The organism is Kribbella sp. NPDC049174, assembly GCF_043197365.1.
Taxonomy (GTDB): domain Bacteria; phylum Actinomycetota; class Actinomycetes; order Propionibacteriales; family Kribbellaceae; genus Kribbella.
Genome location: NZ_JBICSZ010000010.1, coordinates 38,447 through 55,797, shown reverse-complemented (window position 1 = coordinate 55,797; position 17,351 = coordinate 38,447). Strand labels below are relative to the sequence as shown.

General features: G+C 68.7%; 15 protein-coding genes and 1 pseudogene. 9 read left to right on the top strand and 7 right to left on the bottom strand.

The window, feature by feature from the left end; translation table 11 throughout:
- Positions 1-5: 5 nt before the first annotated feature.
- The 3 genes and pseudogenes from ACGFIF_RS36400 to ACGFIF_RS36390 form a co-directional block, all read right to left on the bottom strand.
- Positions 6-491 (bottom strand): annotated as a pseudogene (locus ACGFIF_RS36400) (levanase); the annotation flags it as partial.
- Between the two features lie 71 nt (positions 492-562).
- On the bottom strand, positions 563-1,663 hold the full coding sequence (locus ACGFIF_RS36395) for a glycoside hydrolase family 172 protein (RefSeq protein ID WP_393160872.1): 1,101 nt from the start codon (positions 1,661-1,663) through the stop codon (positions 563-565).
- An 89-nt stretch (positions 1,664-1,752) separates the two neighbouring features.
- Positions 1,753-2,781 carry a LacI family DNA-binding transcriptional regulator gene (locus ACGFIF_RS36390; RefSeq protein WP_393160870.1) on the bottom strand — a complete coding sequence of 343 codons (1,029 nt, stop codon included), beginning with the start codon at positions 2,779-2,781 and terminating at the stop codon, positions 1,753-1,755.
- A gap of 171 nt (positions 2,782-2,952) precedes the next feature.
- Between ACGFIF_RS36390 and ACGFIF_RS36385 the strand changes: the two genes are divergently transcribed.
- Complete coding sequence (locus ACGFIF_RS36385) at positions 2,953-4,191, top strand: alpha/beta hydrolase family protein (RefSeq protein WP_393160868.1); 1,239 nt, start codon at positions 2,953-2,955, stop codon at positions 4,189-4,191.
- Positions 4,192-4,376: 185 nt separating this feature from the next.
- Positions 4,377-4,616 carry a hypothetical protein gene (locus tag ACGFIF_RS36380; RefSeq protein WP_393160866.1) on the top strand — a complete coding sequence of 80 codons (240 nt, stop codon included), beginning with the start codon at positions 4,377-4,379 and terminating at the stop codon, positions 4,614-4,616.
- Here ACGFIF_RS36380 and ACGFIF_RS36375 read toward each other — a convergent pair.
- The 3 genes from ACGFIF_RS36375 to ACGFIF_RS36365 all read right to left on the bottom strand — a co-directional run bounded on the left by ACGFIF_RS36375 (position 4,572) and on the right by ACGFIF_RS36365 (position 7,150).
- The gene (locus ACGFIF_RS36375; RefSeq protein WP_393160864.1) at positions 4,572-5,144 is read right to left on the bottom strand and encodes a GNAT family N-acetyltransferase; all 573 of its coding nucleotides are present in this window, start codon (positions 5,142-5,144) and stop codon (positions 4,572-4,574) included. The genes ACGFIF_RS36380 and ACGFIF_RS36375 overlap by 45 nt on opposite strands.
- 12 nt (positions 5,145-5,156) lie before the next feature.
- A complete protein-coding gene (locus tag ACGFIF_RS36370) occupies positions 5,157-5,819 on the bottom strand; it encodes a hypothetical protein (RefSeq protein ID WP_393160862.1) in 663 nt (220 codons plus the stop codon).
- Between the two features lie 191 nt (positions 5,820-6,010).
- Positions 6,011-7,150 (bottom strand): mandelate racemase/muconate lactonizing enzyme family protein, encoded by a 1,140-nt coding sequence (locus ACGFIF_RS36365; RefSeq protein ID WP_393160860.1) that lies wholly within the window; start codon positions 7,148-7,150, stop codon positions 6,011-6,013.
- 169 nt (positions 7,151-7,319) lie between these two features.
- Between ACGFIF_RS36365 and ACGFIF_RS36360 the strand changes: the two genes are divergently transcribed.
- The 7 genes from ACGFIF_RS36360 to ACGFIF_RS36330 all read left to right on the top strand — a co-directional run bounded on the left by ACGFIF_RS36360 (position 7,320) and on the right by ACGFIF_RS36330 (position 17,136).
- Positions 7,320-8,300 carry a LacI family DNA-binding transcriptional regulator gene (locus ACGFIF_RS36360; protein WP_393160858.1) on the top strand — a complete coding sequence of 327 codons (981 nt, stop codon included), beginning with the start codon at positions 7,320-7,322 and terminating at the stop codon, positions 8,298-8,300.
- Between the two features lie 125 nt (positions 8,301-8,425).
- The gene (locus ACGFIF_RS36355) at positions 8,426-9,814 is read left to right on the top strand and encodes an ABC transporter substrate-binding protein (RefSeq protein WP_393160856.1); all 1,389 of its coding nucleotides are present in this window, start codon (positions 8,426-8,428) and stop codon (positions 9,812-9,814) included.
- The gene (locus tag ACGFIF_RS36350; RefSeq protein WP_393160854.1) at positions 9,811-10,752 is read left to right on the top strand and encodes a carbohydrate ABC transporter permease; all 942 of its coding nucleotides are present in this window, start codon (positions 9,811-9,813) and stop codon (positions 10,750-10,752) included. Before ACGFIF_RS36355 ends, ACGFIF_RS36350 begins: the two co-directional genes overlap by 4 nt.
- A complete protein-coding gene (locus ACGFIF_RS36345) occupies positions 10,749-11,630 on the top strand; it encodes a carbohydrate ABC transporter permease (protein WP_393160852.1) in 882 nt (293 codons plus the stop codon). Before ACGFIF_RS36350 ends, ACGFIF_RS36345 begins: the two co-directional genes overlap by 4 nt.
- 6 nt (positions 11,631-11,636) lie before the next feature.
- Positions 11,637-13,988 carry a hypothetical protein gene (locus ACGFIF_RS36340; protein ID WP_393160850.1) on the top strand — a complete coding sequence of 784 codons (2,352 nt, stop codon included), beginning with the start codon at positions 11,637-11,639 and terminating at the stop codon, positions 13,986-13,988.
- Positions 13,985-16,297, top strand: a complete 2,313-nt coding sequence (locus ACGFIF_RS36335; RefSeq protein WP_393160848.1) for a hypothetical protein — start codon at positions 13,985-13,987, stop codon at positions 16,295-16,297. Before ACGFIF_RS36340 ends, ACGFIF_RS36335 begins: the two co-directional genes overlap by 4 nt.
- Complete coding sequence (locus ACGFIF_RS36330; protein ID WP_393160846.1) at positions 16,294-17,136, top strand: NAD-dependent epimerase/dehydratase family protein; 843 nt, start codon at positions 16,294-16,296, stop codon at positions 17,134-17,136. Before ACGFIF_RS36335 ends, ACGFIF_RS36330 begins: the two co-directional genes overlap by 4 nt.
- On the opposite strand, the gene ACGFIF_RS36325 is transcribed toward ACGFIF_RS36330, so the two are convergent.
- Positions 17,105-17,341, bottom strand: coding sequence for a hypothetical protein (locus ACGFIF_RS36325; RefSeq protein WP_393160844.1), 237 nt, complete (start codon positions 17,339-17,341; stop codon positions 17,105-17,107). The two genes, ACGFIF_RS36330 and ACGFIF_RS36325, sit on opposite strands and share 32 nt — an antisense overlap.
- Between the last annotated feature and the right edge of the window lie 10 nt (positions 17,342-17,351).

The following is a 17,351-nucleotide window of genomic DNA, read 5'->3' as shown; positions in this document are numbered from 1 at the left end:
TACCGGCCGGTCCGTTCCCAGTCGCGTAGGTTCGGCGACCCGAAGAAGTCCAGGCCGTTGCCGTCGTTGTCGGACCAGACGACCATCGCCCAGCGCTCGGTGGGCTGGTGCCAGATGACCTTCGGGTCGCGGCTTTCGCGGCCACTCGGTTGGGCCACGACGCGACCTCCGTCGTACGCCGTGAAGGTCATACCGCCGTCGAGGCTGTAGAACACCCGCACGCCCTGGGTGCCGGTGAAGACCAGGATCGGATCGTGGTCCCCGTCCTTGAGCCCGGAGGTGTTCCGTACGTCGACCACACCGCCGCCGGACCACAGTTCGCCGGGGTGGACAGTGGGATCGAGTGCGTTGGGTTGCTGCTGCCAGTGGACCAGGTCGGTGCTGGTGGCGTGGCCCCAGTACATGGTGTCCCAGACCAGGCTGTACGGGTTGTGCTGGAAGTAGAAGTGATAGGTGCCGCGGTAGTGGACCAGCCCGTTGGGGTCGTTCATCCAGCCGCGTCGAGGGCTGAAGTGGAACTGACCGCGGTTGGTCTCCTGATAGTCGGTCACGGAGGCCCTTTCTAGCGGGGACGGCGGAACTCGCGCGACGGCAAGGGCGGCAGGTCGTTCGACCCGCCGGGTAGCTGGTACCAGTACGCGACGGTGCTGATGTCGTCGGAGCGTTCGAAGTGCCCGTGGTCCCAGGCGCCGATCTGCTGCAGGGTGATCCGCAGCCGCTGGTGGAAGATCACCGGATCCGGAAGATGCCAGCGATACATGCCGTGGGATTGGAGCGTGCTGGTGGCGAACGGCGAGGCGCGGGTGGTGTCCTCGGCCGAGTAGAACGGATACCCGCAGTACGGCGAACTGAACGTCAGCGGCACCGGTGGCGGATCGTTGCGGAGTGCATCCTGGAACGCCCAGGCGCCACCGGCGTAGTCCTCGAGGCCCGTGCTGCACTGGGTCGGATAGGCATCGTCGTCGTCGAGGTAGAACTTCACCTCGCCCTCGCCCCACCAGTACCGCTCCAGCGCGGTCAATCCGATGTACGTGCCGACATAGTTGCCGCTGCCAACGACTCCGTCGAGGATGACATGGTCCTCGCCCGGTGCGGTGGAGGCGTTGCTCCGCCGCCAGTGCACGTGGAAGCGCACGGTGTCCGCGTCCAGTACGTCGTCGACCGTGTAGTCGATCTGGTAGTAGATCCCGCCGATGGTCCCGGGATGCTCGCTGGTCACCTCGATCCGGGCGTGACTGCGGAACGGCATCGGGAAGTAGCTGTTCATCCCGCCGGTCGGCGCGACCACGATGGGCACCGAGGTGACGAGCGTGCGCTGACCGAATCCGTTGCAGAAGAAGTCTCCGAGCGGTACGGCGACAGCCGGCTCCTCCTCGCCGTCCCACCAGATCCGCAACACCAGGTCACGCAGTACCCATGGGCCTGCCGAGGTCTTGTCGGGGACGGTCATCCAGATGTGGCGGATGACGCCGGGACCGTCGATATCGGCCAGCGTGGCCGTCCCGCCCGGCTCCAGGGAGATGGCCGGACGGCCTTTGCGGGAAGGGCCGAGAGCCGAGGCGGCCGTCGCTGCCTGGCCTGGTGCACCTGTTGGGTTCTCCGCATTGATGGATCGGCTCTGGCGCCGGCCGGGTGATCGGGTCAGCGCGGTCCAATCCGTCATGAGTTCCTCACTTGATCCGACCTAACACCTGTTAGGTGCGTCAGTACCTAACAGGTGTTAGGTGACCGCTGTCAAGGGTGGCTGCGGGATCAGAGGTGGGGTGGTGAAGCGACGGTGCCGCGGATGACCGGGAGGCAAGGGAGCCTCTCCGTGCCGCCCTCGCCGTGGTCCTCGCCGGCGATGCGGGCCAGGAGTTCGGCGGTGGCGCGTTGGCCCATCTCGCGGTGCGGCAGTGCGATCGTGGTCAGGCCCGGTGGTACCTCGGCGGCGAGGAACTGCTCGTCGTCGTACCCGACCACCGACAGATCGCGCGGGACGGAGAGTCCGAGCGACGCCGCGGCCAGCACGACGCCGGTCGCGCCCCGGTCGTTGGCGGCCAGGATCGCGGTCGGCCGATCGGGGCGGCGCAGGAGTTCGAGCGCGGCCGCGTGGTTGGAACTGACGCTGTAGCGGGCCGGGATGAGGCTGCCCTCCACCGGCAGTCCGGCGTCATTCATCGCCGCGGTGAAGCCCCGGATCCGTGCGGCCGTGGCCGGCGAGTCCGAGTTGCCGGTGATGAAGGCGATCCGGCGGTGGCGGGCCTCGAGCACCAGTTCGGCCGCGGACCGCCCGCCGCCCTCGTCATCGGGGATGAAGGCCGGCAGCGAATCGTCCGCGACGTACGCGTTGGCCATGACCAGCGGCAGACCGGGCGGCACGTCCAGCCGGTCGACCTGTCGCAGGCCGGCGTCCGCGTAGATCACGCCGTCGACATCGCGCGCCCGGAGCGTGCTCATCGCGCCGTCGACGTACGACGGATGCTGCCAGGTGTCGATGGTCAGGATCATGTACCCGGCCTCGAGCGCCACGTCACTCGCGCCCGACAAGAGCGGACCGGCGAACGGCGCACTCGCGATCGCGTCGGTGACCAGGCCGATGGTCGCGGTCCGCTGCCGGCGCAGGTTCACCGCGGACGCGTTGGGGACGTAGCCCATCTCACGGGCGATCGCGCGGATCCGCTCCTGCTTCTCCGCGTCGACCATGCCGGCGCCGCGGCCGTTGAGAACGAGCGAGACCGCTGACCGCGACACTCCGGACGCCTTGGCGATGTCCGTCGACGTGACCCGCCGCTTGCTCATCATCCCGTCCTCGCTCGAACCCGCCCCGTCCCGGTCAGCATCTCACGCGCTGACGGGTGGCCGGCGGCTGCACAGCAACCGCCGGCCACGGCGTTTGTCCGTCTGACGTCGGCTCTGGGGTCCGACCAGAGGTTGATCCGTGATGACGAGGGTGGCAGGCAACCTCGGAGTATGACAACGATGAGTCGCCGTACCGTGCTTGGCCTGCTCGCCTCCGGGGTCGCGGTGTCCGCGGTGCCGTGGACGGCGCAGGCTGAGGTCGGCACCGGGGTCGGCAGCGGGGCCGGCTATCGGCTGGAGCTGCCGCGGCCGACCGGGCCGTATCCGATCGCGACGGTCGAGCTACACCTTGTCGACAATCGACGCCAGGATCCGTGGGGGAGTGGCCAGACCCGCGAGCTGATGGTCAGCGTGTGGTACCCGGCGTTCCCGGTCGGACCGCAGGCCTTCTACGCACCGGCCCAGGCAGCTGTGCCCCTTGCGGATGAGGTCGCCGTCACGCTGGGCCTCCGCCCGGGGCAGGTCGACTACGCCCGTACGGCGACGCATGCGCGGCTGGGCGCTCCCGTGCTCGGCCGACGGCATCCCATCATCCTGTACTCGCCAGGACTCGGTACGTCGCGGATCCTCGGGACCAATCACGTCGAGGAACTGGCCAGCCGTGGGTACGTCGTGGTGACCATCGATCACACCGGTGAGGCGCCGGTGCAGTTCCCGGACGGTTCGGTCGCGCCCGTCGTACTGCCGACCGATGACAACAAGACGGCGATCCAGGCGCGGGTGGCGGACACCCGGTTCGTGCTGGACGCGCTGGCGGATCTTGCTGTCGGCAACAACCCTGATGCCGAGGGCCGGGCGTTGCCGACCGGACTGGCCGACGCGCTCGATCTGCGTCGTACCGGGATGTTCGGCTACAGCGCGGGTGGGTTCACCGCGGCGGAGACCATGCTCGTCGACCGTCGGATCGATGCGGGCGTCAACCTCGACGGCACCCTGCAGTACAGCTTCCCGCAGGGCGAACTGAGCGAAGTGGCCAAGCGCGGCCTGGATCGCCCGTTCCTCCTGTTCGGTGCCGATGGTCACTCGCATCTGCCCGGTGGGTCATTCGAGGATCCTTCCTGGATGAGCTTCTGGGCGAATCAGCGCGGCTGGAACCTCGACCTCAGCATCCCCACCGGAACCCACGGCGCCTTCGCCGACTACCAGTTCTCGGTCCCAGCCATTGCCGCCAAGTACGGCGTACCGAACGAGGATGTGACCCGATTCCTGGGCACCGTCAACCCATCCGGCAGCATCCGCGGCCAACGCGCCTACCTCACCGCCTTCTTCGCCCGCTTCCTCCGCGGCCTCCGCCAACCCCTCCTCGACCGCCCGTCACCGAAGTACCCCGAGGTGGTTTTCGCCCGCTGACAGTTGTCTCCCCACGCGCCCGCTTCTACGCGTAGTTGGGGGGGCGGGTGGAAATTCACGGGCGCGGGCGGAGTGCTCTCGTTATGTTGTCCTGTGCAATATCTCTTCTTCCTCTGACAGCCAGGGCTCTGCGGTCTCTGTGCGCGCTTCGCGTGTGCGGGCCGCGGTTTCCGACGCTTGCCGCGGTGGTCCCGGCGACGATCGGGTCGATCGGTCTGATCCTGTTGTGGAGTCTGAACCCGTTGATGTTCACGGACCTCTTCTACGACCCGCTGGAACCGCAGGGCGGCTGGCAGATCCTGATGGCGACGGTCTACCTTCCGTTGATCCTGTGGGGTCCGCTTCTCGCGGTGGTCACCCACGCGTACCACCGCCGCCGGTCAGCTGAGGTCGAGGCGCATCAGGACGCGAGGGTGGCCGGCTAGGACCGAGGTGGTGTCGGCGGCCTTGGTGAAGCCGGCGCGTTCGAAGTTCTTGCGGAGGCCGGCGTACGCCATCGTCAGGTCGACCTTGGCGTCGCCGTTGTCGAGCGGGTACGCCTCGACCGCCGGCGCACCGTGCTCACGCGCGAAGTCAATAGCGCCGGCGATCAGCGCGTGCGTGATGCCCTGCTTGCGGTGCCCGGGACGGACCCGGATGCACCACAGCGACCACACCGGCAGGTCGTCGACGTGCGGGATCTTGCGGTTGCGGGCGAACGACGTGTCCGACCGCGGTGCGACCGCAGCCCAGCCGACCGGCTCGTCACCGTCGTACGCGAGGACACCGGGCGCGAGCTCGGCGCGGCACAGCTCGGCGACGTACTCACCGCGAGCCGGACCGCGCAGTTCGTTGTTGAGCTTGGACGGGATCCGGTAGCTCAGGCACCAGCACACGTTGGAGCTCGGCGACTTCGGACCGAGCACGGCCCGCACATCCTCGAACACCGACGCCGGACGAACCTCGATGGCCATGGGACCACCATGTCAGAGGTGCCGGCGAAGGCCACCGTGGGACTCGCTGGTCGGCCAGCCGTTGCGCGCCAGCGCACCGAGCACCTCGTCACGGCGCTGCTTGAACGGGATCCAGATCAACGACCTGCCCTTGGGACTGCGGAGCCGGATCCAGCGGTCTGCGACGCTTGCCGTCGCGACTGCCGTGCGTTGCACGACTTCGGACGTGAGCGTCCCGTGGGTCAGGCTGACCCGGTACGGCGTGATCGTGAGAACAAGCGACGACTGGCGGACCGACACGATCGCCATCACGGTGATCCCGAGCGCGAAGGCCACTCCGAGCCCGCCGGCCGCGATCATGATCCCGGTCGGCGAGACGCCGGCGATCGCGGCTCCCGCCAGCACCACCGCAAGACCGATCACGACTGGCACCACGACCGCCGGCGGAAACTTCGCTGGCAGCTCTGCCGGGTCCGACCGACCATCACGAAGCGCGATCCGGGTCTCCTCGATCGGCTCCGGTACGGCGGTCGGGTCGCCGACAGCCGTCGTACTACCGGGCGGCGTCCACTGCCAGCCGTTGGCGATCACGACCCGGCCCACCTCGCCGACGTCGAACCGATCCATCGGGATGGTCTGGTCTGCGCCGAGCGCGTCCTGGGTCAGCAGTTGCTCGCCGTTGCCCAGATCATGCACCCGAAGGACGCCGTCCGAGCGCCGCAAGAGCTCCCAGCTGGTGCCCGCGGACCGCACGCAGTCCCACCGCCGATCTGCGCCTTCCGCCGCGGCGGCGGCGCCTTGCGCGCACGAACGACAGTCCTCTGACCAGCCATCCCCACCTCCGGAAGTCCTGATCCGGGAGACGCTATCCACCTGGTGGGTCAGCACTACCAGTTCGTGAACGACCCGTCGGGCTTGCGCAGCTGCGGGAGCTCCCGGGATTCGGCGCGGTAGGCGCGGGCGCGTTCGCGGTCGATGTCGACACCGAGACCGGGCAGGTCCGAGAGCAGCACCCGGCCGGGGACGACGGTCGGACGAGTCGTGAACAAGGCGGCCAGCTCGGTCGCGGGCTCCGACTGGTGCTCCTGGATCGCCGCGCTGGGGCTGGCGAGGTTGAGCTGCAGCGACGAGGCGGCGGTGACCGGACCGAGCGGGTTGTGAGTCGCCAGCTTCACGTAGTGGGTCTCGCAGCCGGCCGCGATCTTCCACGCCTCGGTCAGACCGCCCGCGATCGCCACATCGACCCGCGCGTAGTCGATCAGCTCGGTCTCGATCAACCGGGCGAACTCCCACTTCGAGGCGAACTGCTCACCAGCAGCCAGCGGTACGCCGGTCCGCGCCCGCAGCATGCGATACGTCTCCGGATGCTCGGCCCGGATCGCGTCCTCGACGAAGTACGGCCGGGCCGACTCGATCTCGCGGCACAACGTCAGCGCCTCCGGCGGGTCGAGCCGGGTGTGCACGTCGAGGATGAGCTCGATGTCGTCACCGACCACCTCGCGGACCTGATGGAACAGCTCGATCCCAAGCCGGAGCGTACGGCGTTCGTCGAGCACGTCATCGTCGTGCGGCACGGAGAACCGCAGGTGCCGCCAGCCCTCGGCGACGAGCGCACGGCAGCGTTCGAGGAAGCGGGGACGATCGTTCATCCCGTCGCCGACGTGGACGTAACAGGGCACGTGGTCGCGCACCGGACCACCGAGCAGCTGATGCACAGGCACGCCGAGCGCCTTGCCGCGGATGTCCCACAACGCGACGTCGAGCGCAGCGATCGCGGACGTGAGGATGCGGTCGGCGGGGTAGAAGCCGCTGCGGAACATCACCTGCCACAGGTGCTCGGTCCGCAGCGGGTCCTCACCGGTGATCAGCTCGCCCAAATGGTCGAGACCGCCGGCGACCGCACGCTGGCGGGAGCGGACGCCGACCTCGCCGATGCCGTGGATGCCCTCGTCGGTGTCGACGACGACGAGCATCATCGCGTCGCCGCGGTCGGGGAGGGTGAGAACTTCCCAGCCGGTGATCTTCATCGAGCCTCATCTGTGTTTCAGAAACATTGCGGGACGACGTCATCATTCATCCCAACCGGCCATCAGCGCAAGCGACGGATGGGCGCAAAATAGGGCTAATCGAGCTGTTGACATGTTTCGGGATCGATTGCAAACATGTTGCAACCGAGTGACAGGAGAGGTGGTCCGGATGGCAGTGACGGTCAGGGACGTGGCGAAGGCGGCCGGGGTGTCGCCGTCGACCGTCTCGCGGGTGTTCACCGCTCCGGAGCAGGTGCAGGGCGCGACCAGGGACAAGGTGCTGGCGGCGGCCGGCCGGCTCGGCTACCGGCCCGATCCGGCGGCCCGGACGCTGCGCAGTGGGCGGACGGAGTCGCTGGGACTGGTGATCCCGGACATCGCCAACCCGTTCTTCCCGCCGATCGTCAAGGCGATGCAGACCAGGGCGCGCACCCACGGCCACACGCTGCTGGTTGCGGACTGCGACGAGCGGGAGGCCGACGAGGTCGAGACCATCGAGGCGATCGTCAAGAAGGTCGACGGTCTGGTGCTCTGGGCATCGACCTTGTCCGACGGCAAGTTGCGGGAGCTGGCGGAGGGGATCCCGCTCGTGCTGGTGAACCGGCACGTGCCCGGCATCCCGGAGCTGCACCTCTCTCTCACACCTGGTGTCACGCAGGCTGCCGAGCACCTGCGGGCGCTCGGCCACACCAGTTGCGTGTTCGTCAACTGCTCGCGGCCGGAACACCTGCGGGGCAAGTCGATAAGAGAGACCTTCGACGCGCAGGGCCTGGCGCTGGTCGAGCTCGGGCCGTACGAACCACGCTTCGAGACCGGCCTGCACGCGGCCACCCTCGCGATCGCGAACGGCGCCACCGCCATCCTCGCGCACAACGACCTCGTCGCGGTCGGCGTCCTGCACGGCCTGGCCGGCGCCGGAGTCGACGTGCCGGGGGAGGTGAGCGTGATCGGGATCGACGACACGCTGCTCGCCGGCCTGTCGATCCCCGCGCTGACGACGATCCGGATCTCACCGCAGACCGTGGCCACCCATGCCACCGACCTGATCGTCGAGGCCATCACCGGCACGGCCACCGGCCAGCAGCTGGTGGAGGTCGGTTCGCGCCTCATCCCCCGCGCGTCGACAGGCCCCGCGCCACGACGCGCCTGACCACTCCCCACATCCCACACCGCGCGGCACCGCGCGGCTGATCGCGCCGGCTCGCCCCACGGCGCGCAACTCATCCACGGCGACGGGCCGGCGGCTCGTCGTACGCACTCCCCTGGAGAACAGACATGGCTACATCGACGCGTGCCCGATACCTGGTGGTGGGCGCGGCAGCCCTCGCGCTGACCGGCTGCTCGGGGCTCGCCCCCAGCACGAGCGACGACGGCGGGGGGACCGGATCCGCGATCGCGCTTCGGGTGCAGGGCATGCCGGCCGCGACCGACAAGGCCGCGCTGGAGCAGTTCAACCGGCTGGCCGACGACTTCGAGGCGAAGAACCCCGGCATCACGATCGAGGGCACCGAGAACCGCTGGGACCCGCTGACGTTCTCCGCGAAGCTGGCCGGCAAGACCATCGAGGACGTCATCCAGGTGCCGCTCACCGAGCCGCAGGGCCTGATCGCGCGCAAGCACGTGCAGCCGATCACCAGCGGGTTGAAGGCCTGGAACCACTACACCGAGTTCAACCCGCAGGTCCTGCAGCCGCTGAGTGACAGCGCGGGGGAGGTGTACGGCGTCCCGCAGGCGCCGTTCGCGCAAGGTCTGGTCTACAACCGGGCGCTGTTCAGCAAGGCCGGCCTGGACCCGGACAAGCCGCCGACCAGCTGGGACGAGGTCCGCGCCTACGCCAAGCAGATCAGCGCGAAGACCGGGAAGGCCGGTTTCGTGCACGAGGCGAAGGGCAACACCGGCGGCTGGCAGCTGACCATGCTGACCTACACGCACGGCGGCGCGATGGAGACCGAGCAGGGCGGCAAGTTCGTTGCCGGGTTCAACAGTGAGCCGACGAAGAAGGCGCTCGAGCTGCTCAAGGCGATGCGCTGGACCGACAACTCGATGGGCCAGAACCAGCTGATGGACCAGGACGACGTGGTCAAGCAGTTCGCCGCCGGCCAGATCGGCATGTTCATGGGCACCCCGGGCACCTACCGGCTGGCGAAGATGAAGTTCGGCCTGAAGAACACCGCGGACTACGGCATCACCGCACTCCCGCAGGCTGGTGGCAACGCGACGCTCGGTGGGGCCGAGGTGTTCATGGTGCCGGCGTCGGTGCCGAAGGAGAAGGCCGAGGCCGCGGCGAAGTGGCTGCTGTTCGCCAACGCCGAGCCGCAGTACGACCCGGCAGTCGCGGCTGAGCGGGCGAAGGCGCTCGCCAAGGACCCGGAGGCCGCGGTCGGCGTGCCAACCCTGCCGATGTTCAGCGTCGAGCAGCAGCAGAAGATCGACGCCGCGATCAAGCCGCACGTCAACGTGGAGCTCGAGCACTTCAAGCCCTGGCTCGACGGCACGCCGAAGCTCGAGCTGCGCCCTGAGCCGCCAGTCGCGGCGCAGAAGCTCTACACCATCCTCGACCCGGTGGTGCAGTCCGTGCTGACGAAGCAGGACGCCGACATCGCAGCCCTGCTGGCGAAGGCCGAGGCGGACGCGAACAAGATGCTCGCCACGGAGCAGAAGTGACTGCAGTCCTGGCGCCCCCGCCGCAGCGGGACACCGTCGCCGTCCAACCGGCGCCGGCGTCCCGTAGGCGGGCCACACTTCGCCGCGAGCTCCTCGGCCTGGTCTTCCTGGCACCGGCCCTGCTGGTCTTCGGGTTGTTCTCCTGGTGGCCGATCCTGCGCGGACTGCTGATCTCGTTCCAGCGCACCAACCTGGTCGATCCGGCCGTGTGGGTCGGCCTGGAGAACTTCCGGGCCGTCCTGACCGACCCGCTGGTCGGTACGGCGGTCTGGAACACGCTGTTGTTCGTCGCGCTCGGCCTGGTCATCGGGTTCCCGGCGCCGATCCTGCTGGCAGCCTTGATGTCGACGGTACGGCGTGGCGCCGCGGCGTACCGAGTCCTGGTGTATCTCCCGGTCGTGGTGCCGCCGGTCGTGGCGATCCTGTTGTGGAAGTGGTTCTACGACCCGGGCAGCGGCCTGTTCAACCAGGCGCTCGGCCTGATCGGGCTCGGCCCGTATCCGTGGTTGCAGTCGTCGCAGTCGGCGATGCTGAGTTTGGTGCTGGAGGCAACCTGGGCTGGGATGGGCGGCGCCGCGCTGATCTACCTGGCCGCGATGACCGGCATCCCGGCCGAGCTGTACGAAGCGGCCGAGAGCGACGGCGCCGGGATCTGGCGGCGGATCTGGCACGTGATGCTGCCGCAGCTGCGGCCGGTGATCGGGCTGCTGCTGCTCTTGCAGCTGATCGGCACGATCCAGGTGTTCACCGAGCCCTACATCTTCACTCAGGGCGGTCCGGACAACGCGACGCTGACCATCCTGCTGCTGATCTTCCGGTACGGCTTCCAGGACGGTGAGTACGGGCAGGCCGCCGCGCTGTCCGTCGTACTCGCGATCGTCCTGGCGGCGCTGTCCGCGGTCTACCTGCGGTTGACGAGAAGCTGGAGCACGAAGTGAGTGAGCAACCGACGACGTTTGCCTCCAGCAATGACCTGCGCCGGCCGCTGGTGGCGTTCGCGCTCCGGACCGCGCAGGTGCTCACGCTGATCCTGCTCCTGGTGATCGGCATCGGGCCGCTGTACTGGACGATCAAGGGCGCCGTCTCACCGCCGGCGGAGCTGGTCGCGCATCCGCTGCGGTTGTGGCCGGCCGAGCCGGACTTCGGCAACTTCGCGACCGCGTTCACCGAGCTCCGGGTCGGGCGCTACCTGGCGAACACCGTGCAGATCGTGTTCGGGTCCTGGTTCGTGCAGCTGTTCGTGGCGATGACCGCGGGCTTCGCGTTCGCGGTGATCCGGCCGCGGATCGGGCGCTACGTCTACGTGGCCATCCTGGCGACCATGTTCGTCCCGTACACCGTGTCCCTGGTCAGTCTGTTCCTGACCGTGCTGGACGTGCCGCTGCTCGGGCTCAACCTGCTCGACACTTACTGGGCGATCTGGCTGCCGGCCGGAGCCAACGCGTTCAACGTGCTGCTCGCGACCCGCTTCTTCGAGGCGCTGCCCCAGGAGTTGTACGACGCCGCGAAGGTCGACGGCGCGAGCACCTGGCAACTGCTCACCCGGATCGTGCTGCCGATGAGCCGGCCGGTGATCGCTGTGATCAGCCTGCTGGCGATCATGCACTCCTGGAAGGAGTTCATCTGGCCACTGGTGGTGATCTCCGACCCCACCCTGCAGCCGATCAGCGTCGCGCTGGTGAACCTCGTCGACGCCGCTCCGCTCGACGAGCTGATCGCCGCCATGGCGATGGCGCTCGCGCCTCCTGTCCTCGTCTTCCTCGTCCTGCAGCGCTACGTCGTCGCGGGCCTCGGCTTCACCGGTGTGAAGGGGTGATCGGCAATGGACATACCCATCAGCAGGCGTGTCGTGCTCGGCGGCACGGTCGCTGCGACAGTCGCCGGCGCGACCGCGCTTCCTGCGTACGGCGCCGACGTACAGATCACCGACTCGGCGGGGACGGTCAGCCTGGTTGCCGTACCTGATGCCGCCGGTGTCCCGGGCTATGTGAAGGTGCTCGACGGTGGTGGCGTCCGCCGGTTCGACCTGACGACGTTCGAGTACGCCTACATGTCCGGCGAGACCAAGATCGTTCAGCGGACGACCGGGATCGCGTCGATCACGCCGGACGGACCGCAGCAGTTCACGATCAGGTACACCGCGCCGATCGGCGAGGTGGTAGGCACGTTCGCGGTGGGGCTGCGCAAGGCCCGGGTGCGCTGGGACGTCACCGGCGTCGCGAACCTTCGCGCGGACAGCTTCCGCTTTGCCCGGAACGTGATCGGATCCGGCGTGGTCGAGGCGTACGACCCGGTCGCGTTGTGGAATCGCGACCGGGACGCGGCCACCGGTGCACTGCGTGGCGGTGTTCCGTTCGAGACCACGAACGGCGTCGGCTACTCCTCCACGTGGTCGGACAACCGGGCCTTCATTCGAGTCCCGCAGAGCACCAAGGGATTCAGCAACGGCGGCTACCTGCACGCGGCCGGGACGGCGGTCACCAGCTCCAGCGGATACGTCGAGAGCAACGTCGTGCTCGGGGTGATGCGGCCGCACTCGGCCGGGGTGATCGCCCGCGACGGCGACCTCGGCATCGACCTCTGGACCGACCAGCCCTTCAACCTGTGGACGACTGGCGGGGCCAAAACCGTCAACCTCCAAGTGGTCAACGCCGGCCTGACCTCGCGGACGGTCCGCGTCGACTGGGTGGTCCGGGACTGGAACAACAGCAGCACCACCGGGACGGCCAGTGGCACAGTCGGCGCCCGCGCGGTCTGGAACACGTTCTTCCAGATCACCCTCGGCAGCCGTGACGTTCGGTTCGTCGAGGCAGTCGTGTACGACGCCGCCGCGCCGACCACCGAGATCGCGTTCGCCCGCACCAACCTGGCGGTGTTGTCGGCGTTCACCTACGGGGATGGGGACGCCGGCATGTTCGGGATGGCGAACTTCGCGTATCTCGAGCGGCCGTCGACTGCCGCCGTACTCGACCTGATGCAGCTGATCGGGATGCGCTGGGTGCGGACGGCGTACCGGAACTACAACAACTTCGGCGCTTCACCCGGTCCGACCGTCGACGCCCTGGACGCGGAAGGTTTCGCGCACAACATGCAGTTGGCCGGCGAGCTTCCGTGGGACGGTGGCAGCGCGAAATGGGCAGATGACATGGTCGGCCGGGCGATGTACTCGGGAGCCCAGTACTACGAGTGCGGCAACGAGCTGAACCTCACCGCCGCGGACCGGACACCTGCGGAGTACGTCGACAACGTCCTGATTCCGTTGCGCGCGGCAATGACCGCGAAGGGCGCCACCTTCAAGGTGATGCACTGCGGCCTGGCCGGCTTCCCCGACCAGTGGATCGCCGACTTCGGCGCCGCCGGTGGTTGGGAGCACGTCGACGTACTGGCGTACCACCCGGGACGCGGCAACTACGTGGCCGACTACGACCCGCCGCCGCCGTGGTCGAACGAGACCCGCTGGAACTTCCTCGGCACGCTCCGCAAGGCCAAGGTCACTGCCGTTGCCAATGACAACAAGGAGCTGTGGCTCACCGAGGCGTACGCCGTGACGCGGCCGAACCGATGGTGGTCCGACACCTACCGGCACGCCGCCGAGAACGTGCTGCTACAGCTCGCGCTGGCCAAGGTGTACGGCGTGCGCGGCGTGACCTGGTACACGCTGAACGACTCGATCCAGTTCCAGCCGATGGAGGCCGATCCGGATGATCCGGAGTACCACTACGGCCTGCTGAACCGCGACCTCAGCCCGAAGCCGTCGCTGCTGGCGTTCGCGACCGTCGCGCGCTGGCTCGACCAGTCCACCTGGCTCGGCTGGGCCGAACTGGCCGATCAACAGCTGTTCGGGCTCGTCTTCGACGGGCCCGGCGGCAAGGTGAACATCCTGTGGTCCCGCAAGGACGGCTACCTGCTCAACACCGACCCGGCCCGCCGGATCCCCAGCAGCACCGAGTACTACCGCACTCCCGAACCGTGGGAGGACCAGTGGCCGACGAAGACCAGCGCGACGCTGCCGACGCCGGCCGCGACCACCTCCGTGCGCGAGCTGAACTGTCTCGGCATGGACGTCGCCACACACCAGGCGAGCAACTCGCAGGTGACCGTCACGCTCGACGGCGCCCCGCGGATCTTCATCGGCCTCGCCCTTCCCCTGCAGACCACCGGAGGAACGCCATGACAGACCATGTATCGAAGCCGACCCGCCGTACCTTCGTGGCCGGCTCGCTCGCCGCCGCCGGGGTGGCGGGCGGGCTGCTCCCGGCCGGGACCGCCCGAGCGGCGACGGCGTACACCCTCAGCGCGGACGGGATCTCGATCGTCGCCCAGACCGACGGGACCGTCGTGGTCAGCGACGGCGCGGGCACCGAACGGATCCGGATCGCGCACTTCCAGGTGAAGGACACCGTGCTCGGCGGCCAGCGGACGTTCGGCGGCACGCCGTCGCTGGTCACGCTCGCGGACGGCCGGCAGGCGATCCGGGTCAACTACCGGATGGGCGCGGCGGCGAACGCGATCACCGTCACCGGGACCTTCGACGTCACCGCCCATCGCCTGCACCTGCGCTGGGACGCGACCAGCTCGAACCCGATGTATCTCAACTCCCAGTTCACCCGCGTGGTGGTGAACGCGAGCGGGCCGGAGCGTCCGACCGCGATGACCCGGTGGAACCGCGACCCGGGCGGCGGCGTGCCGTACGAGACCAACGACGGCATCGTCTACGCCTCGGCCTGGCCGGACCTCACCGCCTACTTCCGCCTCGAGTCCAGCCGCCCGGACTGGACGACGCCGTCCTGGATGCACATCGTCGGCACGTACGACGCCTTCGGCGTGCTCGTGCACGAAGCCGATCTGGTGCTGGGCCAGATGCGACCGGCCGCCGCCAACGCCGCCGCTGTCGCCCGGCCGGTGGGCGTCGACATCTGGACCGACCAGCCGTTCAACCTGTACGACGTCGGCGCGGTGATGCCCGTCCACGCCCAGGTCGTCAACGGCGGCAAGACCGCTGCGTCGATTCAGCTGACCTGGTTCGCCCGCGACTTCGACGGCCGGAAGCTCGCGGGCGGGTCCACCACGCTCGCGTTGGCGGCGGGGGAGAGCACCGACCAGACGCTCAACGTGCCCGCTCTCAAACAGCAGGGCATCGCCTTTGTCGAGGTGAAGGCGTCGACCGGTGGCACCGAGGCTTTCGCGCGGACGACGCTGTCCACACTGCCGCCGTACGAGTATCAGGGCGGCGGCATCTTCGGCGTCGCGAACTACCCCTGGCTGCTGGAGCCGAGCAAGGAGGACGTCGCCGCGCTGATGCAGCGGATCGGGGTCGCGTCGGTGCGGATCGCGTACAACGGCGCGCCCGGGATTGCGCCGGACGAGCTGCGGGCGATGGGCATCATGACCAACATCCAGCACGGCGACGTGGTCTTCGACTCGACGCCGGAGCAGGCCAAGGCCTGGGCCGCCGAGCTCGTCGACGTCGTGGTGGACGCCGGCGCGCGCTACTTCGAGGTCGACAACGAGCGTAACCAGCCGTGGATGTCCGGCCTGTACGCCGACAAGTACATCCGCGACGGCCTGCGGCCGGTGGTCGAGCGACTGGCCGAGGTCGGGTACGACGTGAAGGTGATGAACAACGGTCTCGGCGGGATGGACGTCAACTGGACGGACAACTTCCACGCCGCCGGCGGCTGGGACCTGATCGACGTGTTCGCATTCCACCCGGGCCGCGGCAACTTCACTCCCGACTACGCGCCGACGCCGGACGAGTGGGTGACCGGCGACAACGGCTCCTACTGGAACTTCCTCGGCTCGGTCCGCGAGGCCAAGCGCCGGATCACCGAGTACGGCGGCGGCAAGGAGCTGTGGCTGACCGAGGCCTACGCCTGCACACGCCCCAACTACTGGTGGAACGACACGATGCGCCAGGCGGCGGAGAACGTGCTGCTGACGATGGCGCTCAGCAAGGCCGAAGGTGTCGACGGCGTGAACTGGTACCAGCTGCACGACAGCACCATCCACCACCCGCAGGAGGCGGTGCCGAGCAACACCGAGTACCACTTCGGCCTGATGAACCGCGACCTGTCGGCCAAGCCGTCGCTGCTCGCGTTCGCCACCGGGACCCGGCTGCTCGAAGAGGCCGAGTTCGTCCGCTGGCTGGACTTCTCCCGGGTCGACCGGAACCTCAAGGGCCTGCTGTTCGACACCCCGGACGGCCCGGTGTCGATCCTGTGGAGCCGCAAGGACGGCTACCTGCTGAACGTCGACCACGCGCCGAACCAGCCGTACTACCCGCACCCGGAGGCCTGGCAGGACGACTGGCCGAGCAAGACGACGCTGGTCGTACCGCGCGACCGGATCACCGAGACGGACTGTATCGGCCGGCACCGGGTGCTGGACGGCAAGCACGGCCAGGTGACCTTCCGGGTCGACGGCGCGCCCCGGATCTACCACGGTCTGTCGGCCCGCCCGGAGCAGCTGGTGCGCTGCGGATGAAGCGAGTGCTCGTCACCGGGGCAGCCGGCCGGATCGGGAGTGCGGTGGTCGCGGAGCTGCTCGGCCGAGGCGTCGAGGTGACAGCTCTGGTGCTCCCGGGGACGGCGGCTCCGGTGCCGGGACTGCGGTTGGTCGTGGGCGATGCGTGCGAACCGGTGAGCTGCCGGGAGGCGCTGGCCGGTGCCGATGGCGTCGTACATCTTGCTGCGCTGCCGGCGCCGCACCGGGGGACGCCGTACGAGGTGTTCGGGGGGAACACGTTGGCGACGTTCACCTTGCTCGAGGAGGCTGGGGTGGCCGGGGTGCGGAACGCTGTGGTGGCGAGCAGTTACGCCGCGAACGGGTTGCCGTTCGCCACGCAGCCGCGGAGTCCGGGGTATGTGCCGGTCGACGAGCACCTGCCGAGTCACGCCGAGGATCCGTACGCGTTGTCGAAGCAGACCGACGAGCTGACGGCGGCGATGATGGCGCGACGTCATGGCATGAACGTGATCGCGCTGCGGTACCCGTTCGTGGGCGATCTCGAGGATCGGCTGCTGCCTCGGGCCCAGCAGATCGCCGCGGACCCGGCCACCGGAGCTGCTGACCTGTGGTCCTACCTGGACACACGGGATGCTGCGCGGGCCGCCGTACTGGCGCTTCAGGCCGGCGGGACGCATGTCTTCCACGTCGGGGCTCCGCGGACGCTGGCGCCCTACCCCACCCTGGAATTGCTTCGTCGCTTTCACCCGACGGCCGAGATCCGCGCCGAGCTTCCCGGCCGCACGACCCCGCTCGACCTGACCGCGGCCGAACGGGTGCTGGGATTCACCGCAGCATATGAGCTAGCGCTGGAGTGACGTAGTTGTTGACCTCGGCGATGGTCCCGTCGGTGCGCCGGATGATGTGCGGCAGCGCGTTCCACCGGGCTACTTCGTACCCGACCGTGATCAGGTGCTCACGGGCAGGTCCCGACGCGAACGGGTCGGGGCAGTCGGCCCGGCGGGTGTGCCAGGCCCCGTCGCGGTAGTAGGTCTCGACAGCCGGCTCAGTATGTCTTGGCATCCACAACTCC

What these genes read in the sequence shown, in the direction of transcription:
- ACGFIF_RS36395 (WP_393160872.1), bottom strand. Translation starts at nt 1,663, where the DNA reads ATGACGGATTGGACCGCGCTGACCCGATCACCCGGCCGGCGCCAGAGC.
- ACGFIF_RS36390 (WP_393160870.1), bottom strand. Translation starts at nt 2,781, where the DNA reads ATGAGCAAGCGGCGGGTCACGTCGACGGACATCGCCAAGGCGTCCGGA.
- ACGFIF_RS36385 (WP_393160868.1), top strand. Translation starts at nt 2,953, where the DNA reads ATGACAACGATGAGTCGCCGTACCGTGCTTGGCCTGCTCGCCTCCGGG.
- ACGFIF_RS36375 (WP_393160864.1), bottom strand. Translation starts at nt 5,144, where the DNA reads ATGGCCATCGAGGTTCGTCCGGCGTCGGTGTTCGAGGATGTGCGGGCC.
- ACGFIF_RS36365 (WP_393160860.1), bottom strand. Translation starts at nt 7,150, where the DNA reads ATGAAGATCACCGGCTGGGAAGTTCTCACCCTCCCCGACCGCGGCGAC.
- ACGFIF_RS36360 (WP_393160858.1), top strand. Translation starts at nt 7,320, where the DNA reads ATGGCAGTGACGGTCAGGGACGTGGCGAAGGCGGCCGGGGTGTCGCCG.
- ACGFIF_RS36355 (WP_393160856.1), top strand. Translation starts at nt 8,426, where the DNA reads ATGGCTACATCGACGCGTGCCCGATACCTGGTGGTGGGCGCGGCAGCC.
- ACGFIF_RS36340 (WP_393160850.1), top strand. Translation starts at nt 11,637, where the DNA reads ATGGACATACCCATCAGCAGGCGTGTCGTGCTCGGCGGCACGGTCGCT.
- ACGFIF_RS36335 (WP_393160848.1), top strand. Translation starts at nt 13,985, where the DNA reads ATGACAGACCATGTATCGAAGCCGACCCGCCGTACCTTCGTGGCCGGC.
- ACGFIF_RS36330 (WP_393160846.1), top strand. Translation starts at nt 16,294, where the DNA reads ATGAAGCGAGTGCTCGTCACCGGGGCAGCCGGCCGGATCGGGAGTGCG.
- ACGFIF_RS36325 (WP_393160844.1), bottom strand. Translation starts at nt 17,341, where the DNA reads ATGCCAAGACATACTGAGCCGGCTGTCGAGACCTACTACCGCGACGGG.